General features: G+C 67.7%; 23 protein-coding genes. 9 read left to right on the top strand and 14 right to left on the bottom strand.

What is annotated here, in order from left to right:
• Positions 1 to 10: 10 nt before the first annotated feature.
• Positions 11 to 709, bottom strand: a complete 699-nt coding sequence (locus HWX00_RS02555) for an energy transducer TonB (protein ID WP_034187008.1) — start codon at positions 707 to 709, stop codon at positions 11 to 13.
• 846 nt (positions 710 to 1,555) lie between these two features.
• On the bottom strand, positions 1,556 to 2,044 hold the full coding sequence (locus HWX00_RS02550; RefSeq protein WP_034186839.1) for an aminoacyl-tRNA deacylase: 489 nt from the start codon (positions 2,042 to 2,044) through the stop codon (positions 1,556 to 1,558).
• 457 nt (positions 2,045 to 2,501) lie between these two features.
• On the opposite strand from HWX00_RS02550, the gene HWX00_RS02545 reads away from it, so the two are divergent.
• Positions 2,502 to 2,795, top strand: a complete 294-nt coding sequence (locus HWX00_RS02545; RefSeq protein WP_034186838.1) for a YciI-like protein — start codon at positions 2,502 to 2,504, stop codon at positions 2,793 to 2,795.
• A gap of 5 nt (positions 2,796 to 2,800) precedes the next feature.
• Here HWX00_RS02545 and corA read toward each other — a convergent pair whose 3' ends face one another.
• The gene (gene corA / locus HWX00_RS02540; RefSeq protein ID WP_034187007.1) at positions 2,801 to 3,778 is read right to left on the bottom strand and encodes a magnesium/cobalt transporter CorA; all 978 of its coding nucleotides are present in this window, start codon (positions 3,776 to 3,778) and stop codon (positions 2,801 to 2,803) included.
• A gap of 200 nt (positions 3,779 to 3,978) precedes the next feature.
• On the opposite strand from corA, the gene cydX reads away from it, so the two are divergent.
• Entirely contained in the window at positions 3,979 to 4,125 is a 147-nt protein-coding gene (gene cydX, locus HWX00_RS02535; RefSeq protein WP_049032060.1) for a cytochrome bd-I oxidase subunit CydX, read from the top strand.
• On the top strand, positions 4,122 to 4,739 hold the full coding sequence (locus tag HWX00_RS02530; RefSeq protein ID WP_034186836.1) for a P-loop nucleotide/nucleoside kinase family protein: 618 nt from the start codon (positions 4,122 to 4,124) through the stop codon (positions 4,737 to 4,739). Before cydX ends, HWX00_RS02530 begins: the two co-directional genes overlap by 4 nt.
• A gap of 103 nt (positions 4,740 to 4,842) precedes the next feature.
• Here HWX00_RS02530 and HWX00_RS02525 read toward each other — a convergent pair whose 3' ends face one another.
• Positions 4,843 to 5,943 carry a saccharopine dehydrogenase family protein gene (locus HWX00_RS02525; RefSeq protein ID WP_175028083.1) on the bottom strand — a complete coding sequence of 367 codons (1,101 nt, stop codon included), beginning with the start codon at positions 5,941 to 5,943 and terminating at the stop codon, positions 4,843 to 4,845.
• A 499-nt stretch (positions 5,944 to 6,442) separates the two neighbouring features.
• Entirely contained in the window at positions 6,443 to 6,907 is a 465-nt protein-coding gene (locus HWX00_RS02520) for an Lrp/AsnC family transcriptional regulator (RefSeq protein ID WP_006481526.1), read from the bottom strand.
• A gap of 249 nt (positions 6,908 to 7,156) precedes the next feature.
• On the opposite strand from HWX00_RS02520, the gene HWX00_RS02515 reads away from it, so the two are divergent.
• Entirely contained in the window at positions 7,157 to 7,708 is a 552-nt protein-coding gene (locus HWX00_RS02515) for a Spy/CpxP family protein refolding chaperone (RefSeq protein WP_034186834.1), read from the top strand.
• A 135-nt stretch (positions 7,709 to 7,843) separates the two neighbouring features.
• Positions 7,844 to 8,275, top strand: a complete 432-nt coding sequence (locus tag HWX00_RS02510) for a PGDYG domain-containing protein (RefSeq protein ID WP_034186833.1) — start codon at positions 7,844 to 7,846, stop codon at positions 8,273 to 8,275.
• Positions 8,276 to 8,308: 33 nt separating this feature from the next.
• Here HWX00_RS02510 and HWX00_RS02505 read toward each other — a convergent pair whose 3' ends face one another.
• The 8 genes from HWX00_RS02505 to HWX00_RS02470 all read right to left on the bottom strand — a co-directional run bounded on the left by HWX00_RS02505 (position 8,309) and on the right by HWX00_RS02470 (position 16,119).
• Positions 8,309 to 8,671: a DUF3022 domain-containing protein gene (locus HWX00_RS02505; protein WP_034186832.1), complete on the bottom strand. Its 363-nt coding sequence runs from the start codon at positions 8,669 to 8,671 to the stop codon at positions 8,309 to 8,311.
• Between the two features lie 12 nt (positions 8,672 to 8,683).
• Positions 8,684 to 9,472: a YhfC family intramembrane metalloprotease gene (locus HWX00_RS02500; protein WP_034186831.1), complete on the bottom strand. Its 789-nt coding sequence runs from the start codon at positions 9,470 to 9,472 to the stop codon at positions 8,684 to 8,686.
• A 54-nt stretch (positions 9,473 to 9,526) separates the two neighbouring features.
• Positions 9,527 to 10,570, bottom strand: a complete 1,044-nt coding sequence (locus HWX00_RS02495; RefSeq protein ID WP_175028084.1) for a LacI family DNA-binding transcriptional regulator — start codon at positions 10,568 to 10,570, stop codon at positions 9,527 to 9,529.
• A gap of 332 nt (positions 10,571 to 10,902) precedes the next feature.
• Entirely contained in the window at positions 10,903 to 11,868 is a 966-nt protein-coding gene (locus HWX00_RS02490) for an NAD(P)-dependent oxidoreductase (protein ID WP_175028085.1), read from the bottom strand.
• Between the two features lie 3 nt (positions 11,869 to 11,871).
• Positions 11,872 to 13,152, bottom strand: a complete 1,281-nt coding sequence (locus tag HWX00_RS02485; protein WP_175028086.1) for an MFS transporter — start codon at positions 13,150 to 13,152, stop codon at positions 11,872 to 11,874.
• 115 nt (positions 13,153 to 13,267) lie between these two features.
• On the bottom strand, positions 13,268 to 14,260 hold the full coding sequence (locus HWX00_RS02480; protein WP_034186827.1) for a sugar kinase: 993 nt from the start codon (positions 14,258 to 14,260) through the stop codon (positions 13,268 to 13,270).
• Between the two features lie 28 nt (positions 14,261 to 14,288).
• Positions 14,289 to 15,053: a sugar phosphate isomerase/epimerase family protein gene (locus HWX00_RS02475; RefSeq protein ID WP_059557635.1), complete on the bottom strand. Its 765-nt coding sequence runs from the start codon at positions 15,051 to 15,053 to the stop codon at positions 14,289 to 14,291.
• Positions 15,054 to 15,225: 172 nt separating this feature from the next.
• On the bottom strand, positions 15,226 to 16,119 hold the full coding sequence (locus HWX00_RS02470) for a LysR family transcriptional regulator (protein WP_175028087.1): 894 nt from the start codon (positions 16,117 to 16,119) through the stop codon (positions 15,226 to 15,228).
• A 112-nt stretch (positions 16,120 to 16,231) separates the two neighbouring features.
• Between HWX00_RS02470 and HWX00_RS02465 the strand changes: the two genes are divergently transcribed.
• A complete protein-coding gene (locus HWX00_RS02465; protein ID WP_034186824.1) occupies positions 16,232 to 17,299 on the top strand; it encodes a YeiH family protein in 1,068 nt (355 codons plus the stop codon).
• 103 nt (positions 17,300 to 17,402) lie between these two features.
• Complete coding sequence (locus tag HWX00_RS02460) at positions 17,403 to 19,136, top strand: ClcB-like voltage-gated chloride channel protein (RefSeq protein WP_197423870.1); 1,734 nt, start codon at positions 17,403 to 17,405, stop codon at positions 19,134 to 19,136.
• 27 nt (positions 19,137 to 19,163) lie between these two features.
• Here the strand turns inward: HWX00_RS02460 and HWX00_RS02455 are convergent, their stop codons facing one another.
• Positions 19,164 to 19,784 (bottom strand): TetR/AcrR family transcriptional regulator, encoded by a 621-nt coding sequence (locus tag HWX00_RS02455; RefSeq protein ID WP_034186822.1) that lies wholly within the window; start codon positions 19,782 to 19,784, stop codon positions 19,164 to 19,166.
• Between the two features lie 177 nt (positions 19,785 to 19,961).
• Here HWX00_RS02455 and HWX00_RS02450 point away from each other — a divergent pair, with 177 nt between their 5' ends.
• Both HWX00_RS02450 and HWX00_RS02445 read left to right on the top strand, forming a co-directional pair.
• Positions 19,962 to 21,071, top strand: coding sequence for an efflux RND transporter periplasmic adaptor subunit (locus tag HWX00_RS02450; RefSeq protein ID WP_175028088.1), 1,110 nt, complete (start codon positions 19,962 to 19,964; stop codon positions 21,069 to 21,071).
• The gene (locus tag HWX00_RS02445; protein ID WP_175028089.1) at positions 21,068 to 24,217 is read left to right on the top strand and encodes an efflux RND transporter permease subunit; all 3,150 of its coding nucleotides are present in this window, start codon (positions 21,068 to 21,070) and stop codon (positions 24,215 to 24,217) included. Before HWX00_RS02450 ends, HWX00_RS02445 begins: the two co-directional genes overlap by 4 nt.

Genomic DNA, 24,217 nt, shown 5'->3' with positions numbered 1-24,217 from the left:
GCCCACTGCATCAATTCAGATTGAACGAGAACGGCACCTGGACCCGCACCGACTGGCCCTGTGCGACGCATTTGAACCGTTTCACGGTGTTGTACGCGGCTCGATCGAGGATCGGATCCGCGGACTGCGCGACGCGCTCGTTCGTGATGTTCCCTTCCGCATCCACGACGAACTCGATCGTCACGTCACCGGTGATGTTGTTTTCCTGCGCTTCCTTCGGATACTGGATCGACGCACGCAGCGCGTCCGAATTCGGGCAGACGACCCCGACGTCATGGCTGACCGGCTTGGCCGGTGCCGGCGGCGCCACCACCGGCGCCTGCACGGCCGGCGCGGACGGCACCGGGGCCGCCTGGTGCGTGATCGTCGCCTGCGGCGGCGCCTGCACCTGGACTTCCGGCGGCGGCACGAACGGCGGCGGCGGTGGTGCGAATTTCGGTGGCGGGAGTTTGACCACCGGCATCGGCGGTGGCGGCGGCGGTTTGACCGGCTCGATGATGCGGGTCTCGATCGGATGCTGGATCACCTGCACGACTTTGGTCGCGAGGCCGTTGAGCAGCGCGTAGATCAGCACTGCATGCAGTACCAGGACGATCCCGATGCCGCCGAACCGGCGCACCGGGTTCTGCTGCTTCTTGCCGAACTCTCTCGGACGCCCCAGCGTGGCCAGCCCGCTGTTCGAAGTAGCCAGATGTTCTTCGACTTTCATGCCCACCATCCATCCCCCAAGCGATTCGCCCAGTTTCGGGTTGCGGCCGGCAGCGCAGCCAGGTCGGCAGCGCCACCGCATCACCCCGAACATTTCATTTCAAATTCAATTAGCAATCCGAATTGAAAGAATCACATTCGAATTCCAATTCATTCTTTTTCACGAAATCGTTGCGCCGATGCGGCCCGGATTTATACCGGAAAAACACCCACCCGCGCGGTCAGGCAATTGTCAGCTGAGCTGGCGCCCCTCGCAATTCGTATGACGATTCGCCGTTCGTTACGCGGTGATGTCAATGGCGCCGTTCACTTGGGTGCAGACGATAGCAAGGAAAAAATTTTGCCGTCAAACTTTATTTGATGCCCAAATACAAAGTTTGGAGGGCTTATTCAAATAATATTCCGGTAAGCACAAATCAAGTATTTATTATTGAATTGGTAATTGATTTGTATGGATATATTCCAATCCGTATATCGAACCCGTCCGACATGGATTTTCGTGTATTTCCCGTGCGGCACGGGAAATGACCTCCCCCTTGGGGGCAACGAGCCGAACGTACCCCGCCACGCGTCAATATGGGAGGCGGTCGACCGGCGCTTCGGGGCGCCCGCATCGAAGCACGCCGGTATCGCATGCCGTGACACGTCGACGGGACGAGTCAACCTTGCTGGAATAAACAGGAATCCGACACAACAAAGGTCGAATTGAATTTAATTCAGACCTCGTGAAATAGATTCGTATGTCGAATTAACTGGATGGAACATCGCAATCAAGCAGGCACACACCCTCCCCGCCGGTGCGCATGCCTGCGCACCGGCCCTGCGCATCACCGCATTCGAGGCTCCCTCAGGACAGCATCATCCCTTGCATCTTGTGCGAGAAATGCGCGCGTTCGGCCGTCTCCATCAGCGTCAGGAATTCATCCTGCATCATGTGGATCAGCGCTTCGTGGTCGCCGGCCTCGAAATAGACTTCCGGCTGCTGCGCGAGACGTTCCTCGAGGAACGTCTTCATCCCGTACGCCATGCATACCGGCGGCAGCGCGCCCATGTCGCAGTCCTTGAACAGTTCGCGCAATTCGACCTCCCGGGCGAGCACGAGATGGCGTCCCGTCTTCACCCAGAGATCCGACAGGCGCACCGCGTGCGTGGTCGGCAAGACCGCGGCGACGTAGCCCTCGTCGTCCTCGAGGAGCACGGTTTTCGCGAGGCGGTCGCCGGGGATATGCGCGGCGGCGGCCGTCTCCATGCTCGTATGGCTATAGGGGTGGTACACGACTTCGTACCGCGATGACTTCTGGCGCAGGCAATCCTGCAGGGTGGCTGATACAGGCATGGCTCACCTCGTCTGGGCGAATCGGGCGAACGGAGTTCGCTCCGGATTCGTTCAGCATAGGTCGCATTCCGGCCAATGGAAACGCCCGCGCGCAGCGCCCGCCCGGGCGGCCCCGCGCACGGTTCCGATCCATTTTCGCCGGCCCCGGAAGCCGCCGCCGGCACGTGGAATCCCCGGCCGGAATGGACGTGACTGCCCCTCTTTTCCTGCAGACGATTCCAGGCACCAGTGCTGTGGTGCGAAGGCGCCCGTCACTATCCGGGCGCTTTGAAAACCAGACCGTTAGTTGCGTTTATTCCAAAATGTCGACGAAAGCCGGTCACACATTTCGATCCGTCCGACGCCCTGACAACCGTGCGCCGCGCCGCGCAAAGCGCACTGCCAAAGGCCGTACGGTGCCCTATACTGAGCCGGCCGGCCCGCGATCCGGCGGCACCCACCGACTCCGGGAGCGATCATGCATTACCAGTTGATCTACGAACTCGTCGACGATTACCTGTCGCGGCGCGAACCCTTCCGCGCGCAGCATCTCGCACTCGCGCAGGCCGCGACCGAGCGCGGCGAACTGATGCTCGCCGGTGCGCTGGCGGACCCGGCCGATCAGGCCGTGCTCGTGTTCGAAGGCGATTCGCCGGAAGCGGCCGAATCGTTCGCGCGCGCCGATCCGTACGTGCAGAACGGCCTCGTGAAATCGTGGCGCGTGCGGCCGTGGCGCGTCGTGGTCGGCAAGCACGCGCCACGCCAGGCCTGAGCCGGCTACAGCCACCCTGCCCGCTTGAAACGCCACCACAGCGCGAGATCGGCGACGACCATCACCGCGATGCAGCCGTAGAAGCCGTATTTCAGGTGCAGCTCGGGCATGTTCGCGAAATTCATCCCGTAGATGCCGGCGATCATCGTCGGTATCGCGAACAGCGCGGCGAACGAGCCGAGCCGCTTCGTCACTTCGTTCTCGGCGAGCGAAATCATCCCGAGGTTGACCTGGATCGCCGTGACGACCATCTCCCGGCGTCCTTCAATCGTCTTCACGATCCGCTGCAGATGGTCGTACACGTCGCGGAAATAAGCGGCCATCCCGCTGCACACCTGCGGCACGCGCCCGCCGGTGAGCTTGGCGAGCGGCTCCATCAGCGGCGCCGTGTGCTGGTACAGCATCACGAGCCGGCGTTTCAGCGAATAGAGATCCTCGATGATCGCGCGCGACGACGCGGGCGTCGCTTTCGCGAAGATGCGGTCCTCCAGTTCCTCGAGCTCCGCACCGAGCGTTTCGAGGATCGGAAAGTAGCGGTCGACCACCTGGTCCATCAACGCGTAGAACACGAACGCCGAGCCCTCCCGCAGCAGATGCGGCTCCCGCTCGCAGCGCTTGCGCACGTCGCGGAAATCATGCTCGGTATGGTTGCGGATCGACAGCACGTAGTTCGGGCCGACGAACACGTTCAGTTCGCCGACCTTGAATTCGTCGTCCTCGTCGAGCTCGACCGTATGCAGCACGGCGAACAGCGAATCGCCGTACTCCTCGATCTTCGGCCGCTGGTGCCCCTTGCGGGCGTCCTCGAGCGCGAGCTCGTGCAGCCCGAACTCCTCGCCCATCAGGTCGATTTCCTCCGGCGTCGGATCCTTCAGCGCGACCCACACGAAGCACTCGGGCTTCGACACGTAGTCGCTGATGGCGTCGATATCGATGTCGGCCAGCTTGCGGCCATCCTGGTATGCAGCGCAGTTGATCAGCATGTCGTCCGTCATGTTGCGGTTTGTGCATCAGTTTACCGGTTTGCTGCGCGGACGGCCCGGCTTGCACGGCACGCCGATATTGGTCATGATCGGGCTGCGTGCGCCGCAGCACGCGCATCGGGGTACTTCGACCGGCCCGCGGCACCTGCGTTGCGCAACGCACAACGCCCGTGCGGCCCAACCGTCAAGGAGGCAGACCTATGTGGTATTTCTCGTGGATACTCGGCATCGGCGTGGCGCTCGGCTTCGGCATCATCAACGCGATGTGGCTGGAAGCGGAAGTCTTCTCGCGCGGCGACAGGCGCAACGACGCGTCGGGCACGCGGCCGGGGAGCCAGGCTTCGTGACGCACCTGGTGTTCTTCTGCGGTCACGCCGGCACCGGCAAGACCACGCTCGCGAAGCGGCTCATCGGGCCGCTGATGCGCGCCACCGGCGAGGCGTTCTGCCTGCTCGACAAGGACACGCTGTACGGCCGCTACAGCTCGGCCGCGATGGGCGCGCTCACGGAAGATCCGAACGACCGCGACAGCCCGCTCTACCTGAAACACCTGCGCGATCCCGAATATCACGGCCTGCTCGATACGGCCCGCGACAATCTCGCGCTCGGCATCAGCGCGATCGTCGTCGGCCCGCTGTCGCGCGAAGTGCGCGACCGGCGCATCCTCGATCGCGCGTGGCTCGGCATCGCGCCCGACGTCACGCTGACGGTCGTCTGGGTCCACACGTCGGAAGACGTTGCACACGCACGGATCGTCGCACGCGGCAATCCGAACGATGCCTACAAGCTCGCGCACTGGGACGAATACCGGCAGCGCCGCTTCGTGCCGACCGGCCAGGAATGCGACGGCATCGTGATGTTCGACAACACCGCACCGTCCGACGCGGACGTCGACGCGCTGCTGTACCGCATCGTGCCGCCGCCGCAACCTGCGACGATCGTCCCGCCGCTGCCGGCCTGAGCGCACCGCACCGTTCCCGCCTTGCGCGTCACAAACGACAACGCCGGAAGCGCTGCTGCGCTCCCGGCGTCGTACGGCCCTCGTGCCCGAGGCTGGCGGAGGGTCAGGCGAGCGCGTGCACGCGCTCCATCGTGCCGCCGTCGTACAGCTTGCCGAAGCGGTTCGACAGGAACGCCTTCAGCGACACCTTTTCCTGCGGGATGAAACCGCTCTGCGGCAGCTTCTTTTCGCGGAACAGATCCAGCACCGCGCACATCGCGCCGGCCGTCGTGATCTGGATCGCGCTCATGTGCATCCCGCACACGTCCTTCGCGAAGATCTTGCGCGTGAACACGTCCTGCACGAGCTGGCCGTCCTTCACGCCCGTCACCGTGACGAACACCAGCACGACGTCCTGCTTCGTCGACGGCACCGCACGGCGCATGATCGACTTCAGCGTGTCGCGGTCGGTCGACAGGCGCAGGTCTTCCAGCAGGAACTGGACGAGCTCGCGGTGGCCCGGATAGCGCACCGACTTGTAGTCGAGCGTCTCGACCTTGCCCGACAGCGTCTCGCACAGCGTGCCGAGGCCGCCCGACGTGTTGAACGCTTCGTATTCGGTGCCGTCCAGCGAGAAGTGCTCGAGGCCTTCGAGCGGCTGCACCCACTGCTTGCGGCCGTCGCGGATCGCTTCGCACGGCTGGCAGTATTCGTTGATCAGGCCGTCGACGCTCCACGTCAGGTTGTACTTCAGCGCGTTGGTCGGATACTCGGGCAGCGCGCCGACGCGCATCTTCACGTCGCGCACTTCGCTGAAGCCGTTCACGAGTTCGTGCGCGGCGATGCCGATGAAGCCCGGCGCGAGGCCGCACTGCGGCATGAACGCACGGTCGGAGCCGTCGGCCAGTTCGCGGATCGCGTGGGTGGCGCGCACGTCTTCGGTCAGGTCGAAGTAATGGACGCCGGCAGCCTTCGCGGCGGCGGCAACGTTCACCGCGAGGTAGTAAGGCAGCGCATTGACGAGCGCATCGAAGCCCTTCACTGCTTCGCGAATCGCATTCGCATCGGCGGAATCGACGCGTTGCGTCGCGATGCCTTCGCGCGACAGCTTCGTGAGCGCATCCGCGTCGCGGTCGAACGCGACGACTTCGTAGTCGCCCGTTTCACGCAGCATGTGAGCAATGGTGTGGCCGATCAGACCTGCGCCGACGATGGCGATTTTCATGCGCTTATCTCCTGATGATGGGTTGGTGTTGTGAACGGCGTCGAGCCATGAACACAGTTTAGGGACGCGCAAAATCAGTTCCAAGACGAAGAATGATGCGAAACGACCGATAATTTCGACGTTATGACGATACATTTCGTCGAAACGTCCGATTCATCTAAAAATCGCGTATAAGCGCGCCTGCAGGCAGGCCGTTGCAGGCTTCACGCGCAAGAACGAAGGACGAAGGCGAAGACGAGGAATGGCATGGCGCCGACGCACGAACCGCGCGCGTCAGGAGCGGCACGCCGGTCGAAGCAGGCGACACGAAGGCGTTCGGAAGGAAGAGACGCGCCGGATGCGCAGGCAGGCGACGGCCGGCACCCTGCCCATCAGGCAATGCGCCGGCGGTCGGGACGAATATGGCCGCGGGCGGGCGGCAAGCGAAACCCCACGACGTCGCGCAAACCCGCGCAATGCACGCGCTGGCACGCTCGCGCACGGCAACGCGTGCGGCAGGTCAGCCGCCGATCGTCCCGCGATCGATCTTGCGCGACAGGATGATCGACGTCGTCGTGCGCTCGACGCCTTCGAGCGTCCCGATCTGGTCGAGCAGGTCGTTGAGCCGTTCGGGCGAATCGGCGCGCAACCACGCGACGTAGTCGTACTCGCCGCTCACCGCGCACAGCAGCTGCACTTCGGGCATCCGGTCGAGCTTGCGCAATACGTCCTTGCCGAACTTCGGCGTGAGGATGATGCCGACGTACGCATAAATGCTCGCGTCGAGCACGTCCTGCCCGAGCCGCACGCTGTACCCGGCAATCACGTTGGTGCGTTCGAGCCGCGCGATGCGTGCGACGACCGTCGTGCGCGCGACGTCGAGCTGGCGCGCGAGATCCGCGACGCTGGCGCGCGCATCGGCTTGCAGCAGCGCGACGAGTTGCCGGTCGAGATCGTCGAGTTGGTCGAGGCGGGGTGGACGCATGAGGCTGGGCCGGCACGCAACGCGCCGGCTGAGTGGAAGGTGACGCGATGATAGCGCCGAACGCCCGCGTGCCCAACCGGCATCGCCCGAATCCGGGCCTTTCAATTTCGATTCGTATCGGATGTAAGCAAGTGTCGCATTCACTGCCGCGCCGCACGCAACGTGCTACTAATAACGGCGACGCGAGAAGCGCGCTTGCGGCGGTGACCGCCGCGCCCGCTCGCACGACACCACCCCGGAGAGCCAATCATGAAGAAAATCTCGCTCACCCTCGCTACGCTCGCCGTTGCAGCCAGCGCGTTCGCGCAAACCCCGGCACAGCCGCAAGCGCCCGCGCAGGCCCCGGCCACGACGGCCGCGGCGTCGGCCCCGAGCGCCGAGCAGCGCGCGGCACGCCACGAAGCGCGCATCGAGCAGCGCATCAAGTACCTGCACGACCAGTTGAAGATCACGTCGGCGCAGGAACCGCAGTGGAAGACGTTCGCCGACACGATGCGCGACAACGGCGCAACGATGGGCCGCCTCTACAGCGAACGGATGGCCAAGCACGACGTCTCCGCACTCGACGACATGAAGCAGTATGCGGAACTGTCGCAGGCGAACGCCGACGGTGCGAAGAAGCTCGCCGACGCCTTCGCGCCGCTCTACGAGAGCTTCCCGGCCGAGCAGAAGGCGCTGGCCGACACGACGTTCCGCAGCTGGCTGCACCACGGCGGCGAGCATCGCGGCAAGGGCAAGGCGAAGGGCAAGGAAGGCAAGGCGGCAGCCGCGCCGGCCGCCAGCGCACCCGCGCAACCCTGACGCCCACCCCGCCGGCGCCGTGCTGCCCCGCCCGGGCGGACGGCGCCGCGTCTCCGCCGGCGATCGGCGCGCCACACGGCGCGCCGAATTCGGGATAAGCTCCCGGCTTTTCCAGCTTTCCCGTACCTTCCCGCCATGCTCGAACTCAAGCACCTCGATCTGCGTACCGATCCGCAGGCCCGTCGCGTCGTCAAGGACGAAACCGTCGCCGTGGCTTTCGCGGATGCCGACGGCGAACTGATGAGCCTCGAAGGTCCGAACCGCTACGTCGCGGGCGACGCGCTGATCACCGGCTCGACCGGCGATCGCTGGGTCGTGTCGCGCGCACGCTTCGACGCCAAATACCTGCCCGCCGATCCGGCACTCGCGCACGGCACGCCGGGCGCCTACCGGAACCGGCCGGCCGTCGTGCTCGCCCGCCGGATGGACGAGCCGTTCACGATCGCCCGCTCGGAAAACGGCGACACGCTGCGCGGCGTCGCCGGCGACTGGGTCATGCAATACGCGCCCGGCGACTACGGCGTCGTGCAGGCGCAGCGCTTCGCGCAGGTCTACCGCGACGCGTAACCCGCCGCGCCGGCACGATGCCGGCGCACCCGCTCACGCAAAGTCCTCGTCGAGCTCGAGTTCCGCGTTGCGCTCGACGGCCTCGCCGGCCGCATGCCGCTCCTCGAGCGAGCCGAGCATCGCTTCCGTGTACGCATGCAGCACCGCATGGCTGCGCGCACGCTGCATCGGCTTGAGCGCAAGATAGCGCGCGAACGCCGCCGGCACGATGCGGATATCGAGCGTCATCCGCTTCGGCGTCGCGCCGAAACGCATCGCGAGCCAGTGCACGGACAGGAAGCGCCCGCGCGCATCGCTGCTTTCGGCAAAGCGCGTCTGCTCCGGAAAGAGATCGCAGATCACGCGCGCGAGCGCGTCGAATTCCGCGCTCTGGCATTCGATCAGATAGTCATCCATTACGCTCCCCCGTCAGGCTGCCGTTCGCGACGGCCGGCACGTCTTCACCAGCACGGCGACCAGGACCGCGCCCAGCACGAAATACGCGGCCTCGACCCACGCGGCCGGCAGCACGCGCACCTGGTACAGCAGCGTCGGCACGGCCGCGAGCGCATGCAGCACGATCGCGAGCGGCAACACGCCCGCGCGACCGGCGCGCACGCCGCGCCAGACCAGCACCGACAGCGCGAGCTGCACCGCGAACGCCGCGCAGCGTTCGAGCAGCAACAACAGGATCGACTGCGCCGACAGCGTCGCGAGCATCATGTGCAGCCGCACCACGGTGTCGACCGGCAGGTCGGACAACTGCGTCTCGAGCTGGCCGCGGCTCGCGAGCCACGCGAGATACGACCACTGGCCCCACACGAGCACGCCGACGAACCATGCTTCGGCGCCGGCATGACCGATCCCGTAGCCGATCCCGCGGCCGTCGCCGGCCGACTCGCCGTAGCGGCGGTTCAGGAAACGCATCCCGAGATAGCGGCCGGCTTCCTCGAATACGGCCGTCGCGAGCGCGCTGTACGCGACGAACGCGAGCGGCTGCGTCAGCCAGCCGTCCTCCGGCGTGCGGCTCAGCACGAGCCCGTGAAACGCGCGCTCGGCGATCATCGCAAACAGCGTGAAGACGGCGACGCCGACGATCGTGTCGCGGCGATTGAGCGCAAGCGGCTTGCGCAGGATGCGGAAGAGGACGAGCGGCAGCAGCGCGATGATCAGCGTGGCGGCGATCAGCAGCGCCAGCGTGACGGGAGCGACAGTCATGTATTTCCTTGTTCGGGGCAGCGCACCTGACGCGCTGCGTGCCCCGCATGATACTCAGCTTGTGGTCGACGCGCGCGCACACAGCTCGCCGGGCAGCATCGCGACGCGTACGTCGCCCGCCGCGCCGTCGATCCGCTCGTGCACAAATTCGACGGCCTTGTAGCCGATTTCGTAGGTCGGCTGACGAATCGTCGTGATGCCGATCAGCTCGGCCCATTCCGGATCGTCGATCGACAGCAGCGCCGCCTTCTGCTGCCACGCGGCGCCGAAACGCGCACGCAGGTGGCGCGCGATCGCGAGCGCGACCGGCGCGTTCGCGGCGAACAGCGCCGCACGCACGCCGCGCCGCGAGGCGGCGTCGATGCGGGTGTCGATGTCGGCCAGCGCCGCGGCGGCCGCGTCGGGCGCGTTCAGGTCGAGCACGACCGTCGGCGGCACCGGCAGCCCGCGCGCGTCGAGCGCCGCGCGGAATGCCGCCTCGCGCACGCGCCGCGAGCTGACGCGCTCGAACGGCTGCACGACGAAATGGATCGCGTCGAAGCCGTGTTCGACCAGGTGCGCGAGCGCCATCTCGATCGCGTCGGCGTTGTCGAGGCCGATCAGGTCGGCCTCGAAGCCCTCGACCGTCCGGTCGACGAGCACGGCCGGGATCCCCGCGCCGCGCAACGGGCGCAGCACGTCCTCCTCCGCGCCGAGCGCGTTGACGATCAGCCCTTCGACCCGGTAGGTCGTGAGCAGCTGCAGGAAGCGCCGCTCCATCTCGACCTCGTTCGCCGCGTGACAGATGAGCGGCATGTAGCCGAGCGCATGGCACGCGGCCTCGACGCCCTGCAGCACTTCGACGGTGTAGGGATTGGTCAGGTCGGCCGCGAGCATGCCGAGCAGCCGGTTGCGGCCGCGCTTGAGCCCGCGCGCCATCTGGTTCGGCCGGTAGTTGAGCCGCGCGATCGCCGACTCGATCCGCTGGCGCAGATCGACGGACAGCACGTGGGTTTCGCCGTTCAGGTAGCGCGACACGCTGGTCTTGCCCGTGCCGGCCTCGCGCGCGACGTCGCTGATCGTCGCCGGACGCGTCGTGGAAGGTTGCGAATCGGTCACTGTCGTGCCTCGCGACGTACGATCCGCGCCGCTTCGTGAGCAGACGGACCTTTGTTGTTGGAAACGTAAGCCACCCGGCGGACTCCCCTGTCTGAGCGCTTCTGCGCCTGCGCCGGCCCCGTGTTTCGCGGTCGACCAGCGCCCGCCAGTCGCGTGCATCGGCAATCGGCCGCCCGGACCTGGCGCGGATTCCCGCCGCGCGACGCCACCGGCAGTGTAGCCGGCGCGTCGATGCAACGAGAGCGGGCGATCATAACGCAGCCGGCCCGCCCGCACCAAGACCCTCGACTCTAACCGTGCCCGCGCCGTCCCGGCCGGGTGCCGGCGGCGGCTCAGGCGTGCGCGAGCGCGTCCGGATTGACGAGATTCGTGCGCAGCGTGCCGGCCAGCGCGCCGACCAGGTTTTCCGCGGCGCAGCGCGCCATCGCGTGGCGCGTCTCGTGCGTCGCCGAGCCGATATGCGGCAGCGCGACGACGTTCTTCATCCGCAGCAGCGGCGAATCCGCCGGCAGCGGCTCCTGCTCGAACACGTCGAGCCCCGCCCCGCGGATCGTGCCCGCGCGCAGCGCGTCGACCAGCGCGGCCTCGTCGACGACGGGCCCGCGCGACGCGTTGATCAGGATCGCGCCGCGCTTCATCTTCGCGAATTCGGGTGCGCCGATCAGGTGGCGCGTCTCCGGCGACAGCGGCACCTGCACGCACACGAAATCCGACTGGGCGAGCAACGCGTCGAGCGTCACGCGCCGTGCGCCGTACTGCGTCTCGGCTTCCGCATGCGCGGAGCGGTTCGCGTACAGCACCTGCATCCGGAAGCCGAGCGCCGCGCGGCGCGCGACCGCGCCGCCGATTCGGCCGAGCCCGACGATGCCGAGCGTCTTGCCCTGCACGTCGGTCCCGTACAGGTCGGGGCCGATGCTGCGATGCCAGTGGCCGGCCTTGACCCACTCGGCCAGTTCGACCACGCGCCGCGCGGACGCCAGGATCAGCGAGAACACCGTATCGGCGGTCGACTCGGTCAGCACGTCGGGCGTATGCGCGAGCACGATGCCGCGGCGCGTGAGATCGGCGACGTCGAAGTTGTCGTAGCCGACCGAGATCGTCGACCACGCCTTCAGCCGCGGGGCGCGATCGAGCATCTGCGGCGTGACCTTCAGGCTCGCGCCGATCGCGCCGTCCGCGTCGCCGAGTGCGGCGGCAAGCGCATCGGCGCCATCGGCCTGCACGACGTCCGCATGCTCGCGCAGGTACGCGAGAACGTCATCGGGCAGCGGCTTGTACGCGACGATACGGGGCTTCATGTTTCATTTTCCTTGCAGCGGCGCGGCGAGCGGATGCGCATCGCGCGCCTGGGGTTTGACGGACAGCGTGAGGATCACCGCGGCGACGAGCGCGGCGCTCATGAACGCATACGATGCGACGGGCGACCCGGTCGCACCGTTCAGGTAGCCGACGAAGTACGAGCCGACGAACGAGCCGAGCGCGCCCATGCTGTTGATCAGCGCCATCGCGCCGCCGGCGACGTTCTTCGGCAGCAGTTCCGGCACGATCGCGAAGAACGGGCCGTACGGCGCATACATCGCCGCACCCGCGACGACCAGGAGCGCATACGAGATCCAGAAATGCGACGAGCCGAGCGCGTACGACGCGGCGAACGCGGCCGCGCCGATCAGCAGGAACGGCCACACGAAGCCGCGGCGCGAGCCGACCTTGTCGGAGGCCCACGAGGCGGCGAGCATCGCGATCGTCGCCGCCAGATACGGCAGCGCGGACAGCCAGCCGGTCGCGACCATCCCGAGCTCGGAACCGTTCTTGACGATCGACGGCAGCCACAGCACGAAGCCGTACACGCCGATGCTCCAGCAGAAATACTGCGCGCACAGCTTGATCACGGCCGGCGAGCGGAATGCCTCGCCGTAGTTGCGCACGGGCTTGATCGCTGCCTGCTCGGCCGCGAGCGCGGCGTCGAGGTCACGCTTTTCCTGTGCCGAGAGCCGCGGCGAATCGGCCGGCTTGTCCTGCACGAGGAACCACCAGCACACGGCCCAGATGACGGCCGGCACGCCTTCGGCGATGAACATGTGGCGCCAGCCGAATTCATGCACGAGATAACCCGACACGATCGACATCCACAGCACCGTGACCGGGTTGCCGAGGATCAGGAACGTGTTCGCGCGCGAGCGCTCGTTCTTCGTGAACCAGTTGCTGATGTAGATCAGCATCGCCGGCATCACGGCCGCTTCGACGACACCGAGCACGAAGCGGATCGCCATCAGCGACGGGATGTTGCTGACCACGCCCGTGAGTGCCGCGCAGGCGCCCCACAGGATCAGGCTGACGAACACGAGCTTCTTCACGCTGCGGCGCTCCGCATAGATCGCGCCGGGGATCTGGAAGAAGAAGTAGCCGAGGAAGAACAGCGCGCCGATCAGCGACGACAGGCCCTTGCTGACCCCGAGGTCCTGGTTGATGCCGGCCGCCGCCGCGAACCCGTAGTTCGCGCGGTCGAGGTAAGCGAGGCTGTACGTGATGAACACGATCGGCATGATCGTCCACCAGCGTCGGGTTGCAAGATTGGCTGCCATGAGCGTGTCTCCGTATGTCGACCGGACTGGGTGCCTGGACACCCGTCGGCCTGGAACAAAACTGCGTGTGCGTCGCACACGAAATGGATCCGCGGATTGTGCCGTGTCCGGCCTCTCATTGCGCGGTGACGGTTTCCTCTAAGCGATCGGTGCGATTGCTGACATTTTCGAGCCGGTCGAGGGCTTCACGCGTCGGCAACCCTTCCGAATCGCCGATCACCTGGATGGCGAGCGCGCCGATCCGGTTGCCGCGCGCGACGGCCTGCTCGACGCTGCGGCCTTCCAGCAACGCGCTGACCACGCCGACCGCGAAACCGTCGCCGGCGCCGACCGTGTCGACCACCCGTTCGACGCGCTCGCCCACGACCGTGCCCTCGCGGCCGTCGGCCGTGCGGAAATACGCGCCTTCGGCGCCGAGCTTGATCACGACGCCGCGCGCACCCTGCGCGAGATAGAAGCCCGCGATGTCGGCCGGCGTGTCGTGCCCGGTGAGCTGCTGCCCTTCGGCGAGGCCCGGCAGCACCCAGTCGGCGAGCGTCGCGAGCGCGTTCAGCGTTTTCGCCATCACGTCGGCGGACGGCCACAGCGTCGGGCGCAGGTTCGGGTCGAACGAGATCGTCTTGCCGGCCGCGCGCATTTCGCGCGCCAGCTGGAACGCCAGCTCGCACGAGGTCGCGGAGATCGCCGGCGCGACGCCCGTCAGGTGCAGGTGGCGCGCGCCGAGCACGTAGTCGGCCACGTAGTCGTCGCACGACAGATGGCTCGCGGCCGAGCCCTTGCGGAAATATTCGACGGTCGGATCGCTGCCGTCGTCGTTGCGCGACTTCAGCTGGAAACCGGTCGGGTAACGCGGATCGACCGTCACGCACGACGCGTCGATGCCTTCGCGCGCCAGCGTGTCGAGCACGTAGCCGCCGAACGAATCGCGGCCCACGCGGCTCATCCAGCCGACCCGGAAACCGAGCCGCGACAGGCCGATCGCGACGTTCAGGTCGGCGCCCGCGATCCGCTTCGTGAATTGCCCCGCCTGCGCGAGATGGCCGGGCTCGGCCGCGACGAACATCGCCATCGCTTCGCCGTAGGTCACGACATCGAGTGCTGCTTTCATGAATGAACTCCTCGGGATGCGGGTGCGATCACGCGGCCGCGAGCCATGCGACCCGGCGACATGCATCGCCCGCCGGATCGGCCGCGTCGAACGGAAACTCGATGCCGCGCGGCGCGTGCGGCGGCAGCGCCGCGAGCACGCCGGTCACGAGCGCGTCGTCCGGTGCCGGCGCGACCGCGAAACGGCGCGCGCCCTCGCCTTCGACGGCCTTGCAGTGAATGTATTCGACATGCGGCGCGAGCACCTGCGCGCAATCGAGCGGCGCTTCGCCCGGCCACTGCCAGTTGCCGATGTCGAACGTCATCCCGAGCGCATCGCGCACGCCAGCCGCGGCCAGCGCGTCGAACAGCCCGCGGAACTGCATGAGCGCCCCGCCGACCGGAAGCTGGCCGTTCTCGACCACCACACGCGCCTTCGCGCCGCGCGACAGCGCGACGATGTCGGCCGCGTGCGCGTCGCCGGCGAAACCGCCGAGCTGGAATTTCACGAAGCGCGCGCCGAGCGCGTCGGCTTCCGCGAGCGCGTCGTGCAACGCATCGGCGTCGAGCGCACCCGTTTCCGTGTACAGCGTGGCCGGCGTCGAGTACACCGACCACAGCCCGTGGCCGGCGATCTGCGCGCCGAGCGCGGTCAGCGCGCCGGGCGTCGCATCGTCGTCCGACGCGAACAGTTCGCGCCGCACCTCGAAGCCGGTCGCGCCGGATGCCGCGACGGTCGCGATGAATGCACTGTGGCCCTCCTGGCGCACCCGGTCCATCCCGAATGCGCTCGCCACGATCACGATGTCTGCCATTTTGCCCTTTTTTACCGGAATGGAACCGGTTCCATTTGCTTGAGACGGATGGTGCGCCTCGCGCCGGAGCCACGCCATAGAGGAAATCCCTAAGACCTGGCGGGACGCAAACGCGCGCCCGGCAGCCCGCAACGCCCGTTCCCGCGCGGGCCCGGCAGGCGGTTTCGGCGCCTCAGGCGAGGTCCTGCGCGAGGCTCATGTCGAGGAATTGCGCGGCCACGCGCGACGGCGCGCCGCCGTGCGGCAAGAGAATGGAAAAATGCCGGGTGAGCGGCGCCGGCGCGAGCGAGCGCAGCACGAGCGCCGCATCCGGGTGACGCAGCGACATCGCGGACACGAAGCCGACGCCCATCCCCGCGCGCACGGCCTCCTTCACGGCCTCGACCCCGGCGATCTCGAACGCGACGCGCATCGGCGCGCCGCCGTGCGCGAACGCGCGCTCGACGAGTTGCCGCACGGCCGACCCTTCCTCGCGCAACACGAGCGGGTGCGCGGCGAGCGCATCGAGCGTCACCCCCGCGTCGTAGCGTGGCGCGGCCAGCGGATGGCCGGCCGGCACGATCGCGACGATCTCGTCCTCGTGCCACGCATGGACGGCCGTACCGGGCGGCAGCGCCTCGCCGGGCGGCCCCTCGATCAGCGCGATGTCGAGCGACGGCAGCGCGGCCACGACGTCGGCCGTATTGCCGCTCATCGTCTGGATGGTCACGCGCGGCGCAAGCGGCTGGAACGCCGCGATCAGGTACGGCAGCAGGTAGCTCGCGGGCGTCGTGCTCGCGCCGATGCGCAGCGTGCCGGCCTCGAGCCCGCGCACCGCGTCTCGAAACGCACGCGCCTGCGCGAACGTGTCGCGCTGCGCCTTCGCGTACTGCGCGAGCTGCTCGCCGACCGGCGTGAGGCGAATGCCACGGCCGTCGCGCTGGTACAGCGGCTCGCCGAATTCGTCCTGCAGCAGCCGCAACTGGCCCGACACGGCCGGCTGCGACAGATGCAGCGCCACGGCGGCGCGGCTGATGTTCAGGTGTTCGGCGACGGCGGCGAACGTTATCAGTTGATCCGGGGTCATGGGGACGAATTATCGTCTTTCCGGATAGTTTACGTCACAAATCACAATTTTTCATATCGATATAACAAAATTAGGATTACAGCATCGCCACACGCTCCATCACGGTGCTCTCATGTCCACTGCTCCGACTCCCCCTCTCAGCCATGCCGCGCCGTCGATGCGCGGCCAGTTGAACGGCGTGCTGTTCGTCGCGCTGTTCGCCGCCGCCGTCACGAGCCTGTCCGAGCTTCCCGCGATCGCGGGGCTCGGCCTGTCGCCGCTGATCGTCGGCATCGTCGCCGGCGCGCTGTACGGCAATGCGCTGCGCGACGGCATGCCGGCCAGCTGGGCCGCCGGCGTGAACTTCTCCGCGCGCAAGCTGCTGCGCATCGCGGTCGCGTTCTTCGGGTTGCGCGTGAGCCTGCAGGAAATCGCGCAGGTCGGCCTGCCGGGCCTCGCGGTATCGGTGCTGGTCGTCGTCAGCACGCTCGCGATCGGCACCTGGGCCGGCATGAAGCTGATGAAGCTCGACCGCGACGCCGCGCTGCTGACCGCCGCCGGCAGCGCGATCTGCGGCGCGGCCGCCGTGCTCGCGTTCGAATCGACGCTGCAGTCGAAGCCGCACCAGAGCGCGATGGCCGTGGGCAGCGTCGTGCTGTTCGGCACGCTGTCGATGTTCCTGTACCCGGTCGCGTATCACGCCGGGCTGCTGAACCTCGATCCGGCCGGCCTCGGCCTGTTCTTCGGCGGCACGATCCACGAAGTCGCGCAGGTCGTCGGGGCGGCCAGCGACATCAGCCCGGAGGTCGCACACGTCGCGACGATCGTGAAGATGACGCGCGTGATGCTGCTGGTCCCCGTGCTGCTGGTGCTCGGCTGGTGGCTCGCCCGCTCGGCGCGGGCAACGGCCGGCGGCGCGCACGGCAAGCGCAAGGTGGCGGTACCCTGGTTCGCGCTCGGCTTCCTCGGCTTCGTGATCGTCAATTCGCTGAACGTGCTGCCGACCGACGTCACGCATACGCTGAACGTGCTCGACACCTTCGCGCTGACGATGGCGATGACCGCGCTCGGCATCGAGACCCGCGTCGCGCAGATCCGCGCCGCCGGCCCGCGTGCGCTGATGACCGGCCTGATCCTGTACGTGTGGCTGCTCGTCGGCGGCTACGGGATCACCTGGGCCGTGCAGCACTGGCTTGGCTGAATTGCCCGCCCGTGACACTTCGCGCGCCGCGCCCGACGGGACCGTCCCGCCGGCGCGGCGCAGTGCTATGCTTCGCGTCGTTTTCCATCGCCCTCTTTCAGCCGTGCTCTCGTTCCTGCTGAAGCTGCGTACTCGCGCCCAAAAGCTGTTCCGCCTGTCGGACGCCCACACGATGCTGATCTGGTCGGCCATCGTCGGCGTCGGCGGCGCCTTCGCCACGATGGCGTTCCGCGAAGGCATCGACCTGATGCAGCGCCTGATCTCGGGGCACAGCGGCAGCTTCGTGCTGATGGCCAAGAGCCTGCCGTGGTACGTCCGGTTCTGGATGCCGGCGGCGGGCGGCTTCCTCGCCGGCTGCGTGCTGCTGCTCGCGACGCGCGGCGACAGGCAAGCCGCCAAGACCGACTACATGGAATCCGTCGCGCTCGGCAACGGCGTCGTGCCGGTACGGCAGAGCCTGTGGCGCAGCGTGTCGTCGCTGCTGACGATCGGCACCGGCGGCTCGATCGGCCGCGAGGGCCCGATGGTGCAGCTCGCGGCGCTCGCCGCGTCGCTCGTCGGCCGCTTCGCGCACTTCGACCCGCCGCGCCTGCGCCTGCTGGTCGCCTGCGGGGCCGCCGCCGGCATCACGTCCGCCTACAACGCGCCGATCGCGGGCGCGTTTTTCGTGTCGGAAATCGTGCTCGGCACGATCGCGATGGAGAGCTTCGGACCGATGGTGGTCGCGTCGGTCGTCGCGAACATCGTGATGCGCGAATTCGCCGGTTACCGGCCGCCGTACGAGATGCCGGTGTTTCCGGCCGTCACGGGCCCCGAGGTCCTGCCGTTCGTCGTGCTCGGCGCGCTATGCGGCGTGCTCGCGCCGCAGTTCCTGCACCTGCTCGACGCGTCGAAGCACCAGTTCAAGCGGCTGCCCGTGCCGCTGCCCGTGCGGCTCGCGCTCGGCGGCCTCGTCGTCGGCGTGATCTCGGTGTGGATTCCGGACGTCTGGGGCAACGGCTACAGCGTCGTGAACCACATCCTCCATGCGCCGTGGACCTGGCAGGCGCTCGTCGCGGTGCTCGTGTTCAAGGTGATCGCGACGGCCGCGACGGCCGGCTCGGGCGCGATCGGCGGCGTGTTCACGCCGACGCTGTTCGTCGGCGCGGTATTCGGCTCGCTGTTCGGGCTCGCGATGGACGCGCTGTGGCCCGGCCATACGTCGGCCTATTTCGCGTATGCGATCGTCGGGATGGGGGCGTTCATGGCGGGCGCCACGCAGGCGCCCCTGATGGCGATCCTGATGATCTTCGAGATGACGCTGAGCTACCAGGTCGTGCTGCCGCTGCTGGTGTCGTGCGTGTTCGCGTACTTCGTCGCGCGCGCGACGGGCACGACGTCGATGTACGAGATCACGCAGCACCACTACCAGGATGCACAGGAGCGGCAGCGGCTGCGCACCACGCAGATGCGCGAGCTGATCCAGCCCGCGCAGACGGTCGTCCCGCTCACCGCAAGCGTCGCCGACATGACGCGCGTATTTCTCGAATACCCGGTGAAGTATCTGTACGTGACCGACGACGCGGGACGCTTTCGCGGCGCGGTCGCGCTGAAGGACATCACGTCGGACCTGCTCGACAAGCGCGACACGGCCGACAAGACGGCCGCGCACTACGCGCACACGCCGTTTCCGCTGCTCACGCCCGACATGCCGCTCGCGACCGCGCTCGAACGCTTCATGGCGTTCCAGGGCGAACGGCTGCCGGTCATCGAAAGCGAAGCCGAACCGACGCTCGCGGGGGTCGTCTACAAGACCTCGCTGCTCGACGCCTACCGCCGGATGACCGGCGAGCGCTGACGCGCGCAGCCGGCCCGCCCGCGCCGGTCAGTCCGGCGTGCGCCCCAGCACGACCCGCGCGAAGAACCCCGCCAGCACCGATTCGGCCACGTCGGCCGACACGTGCTGCGGATCGGCCGTGTAGTACGACTGCACGCCGTCGCACAGGCACATCAACCCGAACGCGAGCGTGTCCGCCGGCAGCAGCAGCGGCGTGCCGGACCGTTCGGCGAAGCGCTCGATGAACTCGGCCATCTGCACGCGCTTGCCGTGCAGGAACTGGTTGAAGCGCACGCGGAACTTCGCGTCGCGCGCGGCCTGCAGCTTCGCCTCGCCCCACAGCAGCGAATACTCGTCGTCGCGAAACAGCGTGCGGTAATACGCGAGCGACATCGATTCCATCTGCTCGCGCGATCCGCCGCCTTCGAAAATAGCCTCGAAATCGGCCCGCACCTCCGCGTGGTTGCGCTCCAGCAATTCCAGCAGCAGGTCGGACTTGCTGCGGAAGTTCGAATAGAACGCGCCGCGCGTATAGCCGGCCGCCGCCGCGACGTCCTCGACGCTCGCGGCCACATAACCTTTCTTCAGAAAAATGCGATGCGCGGCTTTCAGCAGACGTTCGCGCGTCTGGTCCCTGCTCTGCTCGCGAGTTAAGCGCTGTGGTTTCATGGCGCGCAGTCTAGCACCATTCCCCTTTCAGATTCATCTTTGCATTCAGATACAGGTGTGTATTAGAATTCGCCACAGTTTTCGAAAGTGCTGTCCGCGCGCCCGTGCCGGCGCCGTTTGGGGCAAGCGCTCCCGCGCTTGCCGGCTTCGTTCCGCTCTACCTCACCTGGGGGTTTCGTGAATCGCTCCGGTTCCCGCGCCACGCTGCTGATCGGCGCCGCGCTTGTCCTTGCCGCCTGTCATCCGAAAGAATCCGCACCGCCGGCCCCGCGCCCCGTCGTCGCGCTGCCCGCGCGGGCCGACACCGCGGCGGCGGCCCGCTCGCTGCCCGGCGACATCCAGCCGCGCTACGCGACCCCGCTGTCGTTCCGCATCGCCGGCAAGATCATCGAGCGCAAGGTGCGCCTCGGCGACACGGTCAAGGTCGGCCAGGTCGTCGCGCTGCTCGATCCGTCCGATGTCGAGAAAAACGCCGCGAGCGCACAGGCGCAACTCGACGCCGCGACGCACAGCCTCGCGTTCGCGAAGCAGCAGCTCGACCGCGATCGCGCGCAGGCGCAGGAACACCTGATCGCGACCGCGCAGCTCGAACAGACCCAGAACAGCTACACGTCGGCGCTCGCGCAGCGCGACCAGGCGCAGCAGCAGCTCGCGCTCGCGAAGAACCAGCTTCGGTATGCGACGCTCGTCGCCGATCATGCGGGCTACATCACCGCCGAACAGGCCGATACCGGCCAGAACGTGTCGGCCGGCCAGCCCGTCTACCAGCTCGCGTGGTCGGGCGACGTCGACGTCGTCAGCGACGTGCCCGAGGCCGCGCTCGCGTCGCTCGCGCCCGGCCATGCGGCGACCGTCACGCTGCCGTCGCTGCCGGGGCGCCAGTTCGCCGCGAAGGTGCGCGAAATCGCGCCGGCCGCCGATCCGCAAAGCCGCACCTATCGCGTAAGGCTCACGCTCGCCGCACCCGACCCGGCGATCCGGCTCGGCATGACCGCGAACGTCGCACTCGACGGCGCGCCGGCCGCCGGCGACGCGCAGCCGGTCACGCTGCCCGCGACCGCGCTGTTCCACGACGGCGCGCAGCCGGCCGTCTGGGTCGTGCGCGCGAAGGACGACACGCTCGAATTGCGCCGCGTCGACGTCGCCCGCTTCAACGAGCGCACGGTGACGGTGTCGCACGGACTGCAGCCGGGCGAGCGCGTCGTGCTGCAGGGCGTGCATACGGTCAACGCGGGCGAGAAGGTGCGCCCGGTCGCCCCGCTGCATCCGGAGGACTTCGCATCGTGAGCACCCCGCACGAAGAAGGCCGCTTCAACCTGTCGGCGTGGGCACTGCGCCACCAGGCGCTCGTCGTCTACCTGATCGCGCTCGCGACGCTTGCGGGCATCCTCGCCTACACGCGCCTCGCGCAATCCGAAGACCCGCCGTTCACGTTCCGCGTGATGGTGATCCGCACGTTCTGGCCCGGCGCGAGTGCGCGGCAGGTGCAGGAACAGGTGACCGACCGGATCGGCCGCAAGCTGCAGGAGACGCCGGCCATCGACTTCCTGCGCAGCTATTCGCGCCCCGGCGAATCGCTGATCTTCTTCACGATGAAGGATTCGGCGCCCGTGAAGGACGTGCCCGAGACCTGGTACCAGATCCGCAAGAAAGTGGGCGACATCGGCTATACGCTGCCGCCCGGCGTGCAGGGCCCGTTCTTCAACGACGAGTTCGGCGACGTCTACACCAACATCTGGACGCTCGAGGGCGACGGCTTCACGCCCGCGCAACTGCACGACTACGCGGATCAGCTGCGCACCGTGCTGCTGCGCGTGCCGGGCGTCGGCAAGGTCGACTATTTCGGCGATCCCGACCAGCGGATCTTCATCGAGGTGAACAACGCGCAGCTCACGCGCCTCGGCATCTCGCCGCAGCAGCTCGGGCAGGCCATCAACGCGCAGAACGACATCTCGTCGACCGGCGTGCTGACCACCGCCGACGATCGCGTGTTCGTGCGGCCGAGCGGCCAGTTCGACAACGTCGACGCGATCGCCGATACGGTGATCCGCATCAACGGCCGCACGTTCCGGCTCGGCGATCTCGCGACGGTGGAGCGCGGCTACGACGACCCGGCCGTCACGCAGATGCGCGCGAACGGCAAGGCCGTGCTCGGCATCGGCGTGACGATGCAGCCGGGCGGCGACGTGATCCGGCTCGGCAAGGCGCTCGACGCGGAATCGAAGGACCTGCAGGCGCAACTGCCGGCCGGCCTGAAGCTGACCGAAGTGTCGAGCATGCCGCACGCGGTGTCGCATTCGGTCGACGACTTCCTCGAAGCCGTCGCCGAAGCCGTCGCGATCGTGCTGGTCGTGAGTCTCGTGTCGCTCGGCCTGCGCACCGGGATGGTCGTCGTGATCTCGATTCCGGTCGTGCTCGCGGTCACCGCCCTCTTCATGTACCTGTTCGACATCGGGCTGCACAAGGTGTCGCTCGGCACGCTCGTGCTCGCGCTCGGGCTGCTCGTCGACGACGCGATCATCGCGGTCGAAATGATGGCCGTGAAGCTCGAACAGGGCTACAGCCGCGCACGCGCCGCCGCGTTCGCGTACACGAGCACCGCGTTCCCGATGCTGACGGGCACGCTCGTGACCGTGTCGGGCTTCCTGCCGATCGCGCTCGCGAAATCGAGCACCGGCGAATACACGCGCTCGATCTTCGAGGTGTCCGCGATCGCGCTGATCGCGTCGTGGTTCGCCGCCGTCGTGCTGATCCCGCTGCTCGGTTACCACCTGCTGCCCGAGCGCAAGCGCCAGGCGCACGAGGCGCACCTGCCCGACGATCACGAACACGACATCTACGACACGCGCTTCTACCGCCGGCTGCGCGGCTGGATCGCGTGGTGCATCGAACGGCGCTTCGTCGTGCTGCTGATCACCGGCGCGCTGTTCGTCGTGTCGCTGATGGGCTTCTCGCTGGTGCCGCAGCAGTTCTTCCCGAGCTCCGACCGTCCCGAGCTGCTGGTCGACCTGCGGTTGCCCGAAGGCGCGTCGTTCGCGGCGACGCTGCGCGAAACCGAACGCCTCGAGAAGGCGATCGACAAGCGCCCCGAGATCGACCATTCGGTGAACTTCGTCGGCAGCGGCGCGCCGCGTTTCTACCTGCCGCTCGACCAGCAGCTGCAACTGCCGAACTTCGCGCAGTTCGTGATCACCGCGAAATCGGTCGAGGATCGCGAAAAACTCGCGACCTGGCTCGAAACCACGCTGCGCGACCGCTTCCCGGCCGTGCGCTGGCGCCTGTCGCGGCTCGAGAACGGCCCGCCGGTCGGCTATCCGGTGCAGTTCCGCGTGAGCGGCGACAGCATCGCGACGGTGCGCTCGATCGCCGAGAAGGTCGCGGCGACGATGCGCGGCGACGCGCGCACGGTCAACGTGCAGTTCGACTGGGACGAGCCGGCCGAGCGCTCGGTGCGCTTCGAGATCGACCAGAAGAAGGCGCGCGAGCTGAACGTCACGTCGCAGGACGTATCGAGCTTCCTCGCAATGACGCTGTCCGGCACGACCGTCACGCAGTATCGCGAGCGCGACAAGCTGATCGCGGTCGACCTGCGCGCGCCGAAGGCCGATCGCGTCGATCCGGCGAAGCTCGCGGGCCTCGCGCTGCCGACACCGAACGGCCCCGTGCCGCTCGGCTCGCTCGGCCGCTTCACGCCGACGCTCGAATACGGCGTCGTGTGGGAGCGCGACCGCCAGCCGACCCTCACCGTGCAGTCGGACGTGCGCGCCGGTGCCCAGGGCATCGACGTCACGCATGCGGTCGACGCGAAGCTGAACGCGCTGCGCGCGCAGTTGCCGGTCGGCTATCAGATCAACATCGGCGGCTCGGTCGAGGAAAGCGCGAAGGCGCAGGCGTCGATCAACGCGCAGATGCCGCTGATGGCGATCGCGGTGTTCACGCTGCTGATGATCCAGCTGCAGAGCTTCTCGCGCGTGCTGATGGTGGTGCTGACCGCGCCGCTCGGGCTGATCGGCGTGGTCGCGACGCTGCTGCTGTTCGGCCAGCCGTTCGGCTTCGTCGCGATGCTCGGCGTGATCGCGATGTTCGGGATCATCATGCGCAACTCGGTGATCCTCGTCGACCAGATCGAGCAGGACATCGCGGTGGGCCACGGCCGCATCGACGCGATCATCGGCGCGACCGTGCGGCGGTTCCGCCCGATCACGCTGACGGCCGCGGCCGCCGTGCTCGCGCTGATCCCGCTGCTGCGCTCGAACTTCTTCGGGCCGATGGCGACCGCGCTGATGGGCGGCATCACGAGCGCGACCGTGCTGACGCTGTTCTACCTGCCCGCGCTGTACGCGACGTGGTTCCGCGTGAAGCGCGACGAACGCGACCCGCAGGACGGCCCGCCGCCAGGCGGCAGCGCATCGGCCGCGCCGTCGGGAGCCTGA

Source organism: Burkholderia seminalis DSM 23518 (genome assembly GCF_902832885.1).
GTDB classification, from domain to species: domain Bacteria; phylum Pseudomonadota; class Gammaproteobacteria; order Burkholderiales; family Burkholderiaceae; genus Burkholderia; species Burkholderia seminalis.
Note: the sequence above shows the minus strand (reverse complement) of the source record. Positions and strands in the feature narration are given on the sequence as shown.

What these genes read in the sequence shown, in the direction of transcription:
- HWX00_RS02520 (WP_006481526.1), bottom strand. Translation starts at nt 6,907, where the DNA reads ATGCGTCCACCCCGCCTCGACCAACTCGACGATCTCGACCGGCAACTC.
- HWX00_RS02525 (WP_175028083.1), bottom strand. Translation starts at nt 5,943, where the DNA reads ATGAAAATCGCCATCGTCGGCGCAGGTCTGATCGGCCACACCATTGCT.
- HWX00_RS02545 (WP_034186838.1), top strand. Translation starts at nt 2,502, where the DNA reads ATGCATTACCAGTTGATCTACGAACTCGTCGACGATTACCTGTCGCGG.
- HWX00_RS02555 (WP_034187008.1), bottom strand. Translation starts at nt 709, where the DNA reads ATGAAAGTCGAAGAACATCTGGCTACTTCGAACAGCGGGCTGGCCACG.
- HWX00_RS02485 (WP_175028086.1), bottom strand. Translation starts at nt 13,152, where the DNA reads ATGGCAGCCAATCTTGCAACCCGACGCTGGTGGACGATCATGCCGATC.
- HWX00_RS02505 (WP_034186832.1), bottom strand. Translation starts at nt 8,671, where the DNA reads ATGGATGACTATCTGATCGAATGCCAGAGCGCGGAATTCGACGCGCTC.
- HWX00_RS02510 (WP_034186833.1), top strand. Translation starts at nt 7,844, where the DNA reads ATGCTCGAACTCAAGCACCTCGATCTGCGTACCGATCCGCAGGCCCGT.
- HWX00_RS02475 (WP_059557635.1), bottom strand. Translation starts at nt 15,053, where the DNA reads ATGGCAGACATCGTGATCGTGGCGAGCGCATTCGGGATGGACCGGGTG.
- HWX00_RS02455 (WP_034186822.1), bottom strand. Translation starts at nt 19,784, where the DNA reads ATGAAACCACAGCGCTTAACTCGCGAGCAGAGCAGGGACCAGACGCGC.
- HWX00_RS02490 (WP_175028085.1), bottom strand. Translation starts at nt 11,868, where the DNA reads ATGAAGCCCCGTATCGTCGCGTACAAGCCGCTGCCCGATGACGTTCTC.
- HWX00_RS02550 (WP_034186839.1), bottom strand. Translation starts at nt 2,044, where the DNA reads ATGCCTGTATCAGCCACCCTGCAGGATTGCCTGCGCCAGAAGTCATCG.
- HWX00_RS02515 (WP_034186834.1), top strand. Translation starts at nt 7,157, where the DNA reads ATGAAGAAAATCTCGCTCACCCTCGCTACGCTCGCCGTTGCAGCCAGC.
- HWX00_RS02465 (WP_034186824.1), top strand. Translation starts at nt 16,232, where the DNA reads ATGTCCACTGCTCCGACTCCCCCTCTCAGCCATGCCGCGCCGTCGATG.
- HWX00_RS02480 (WP_034186827.1), bottom strand. Translation starts at nt 14,260, where the DNA reads ATGAAAGCAGCACTCGATGTCGTGACCTACGGCGAAGCGATGGCGATG.
- HWX00_RS02470 (WP_175028087.1), bottom strand. Translation starts at nt 16,119, where the DNA reads ATGACCCCGGATCAACTGATAACGTTCGCCGCCGTCGCCGAACACCTG.
- HWX00_RS02500 (WP_034186831.1), bottom strand. Translation starts at nt 9,472, where the DNA reads ATGACTGTCGCTCCCGTCACGCTGGCGCTGCTGATCGCCGCCACGCTG.
- cydX (WP_049032060.1), top strand. Translation starts at nt 3,979, where the DNA reads ATGTGGTATTTCTCGTGGATACTCGGCATCGGCGTGGCGCTCGGCTTC.
- corA (WP_034187007.1), bottom strand. Translation starts at nt 3,778, where the DNA reads ATGCTGATCAACTGCGCTGCATACCAGGATGGCCGCAAGCTGGCCGAC.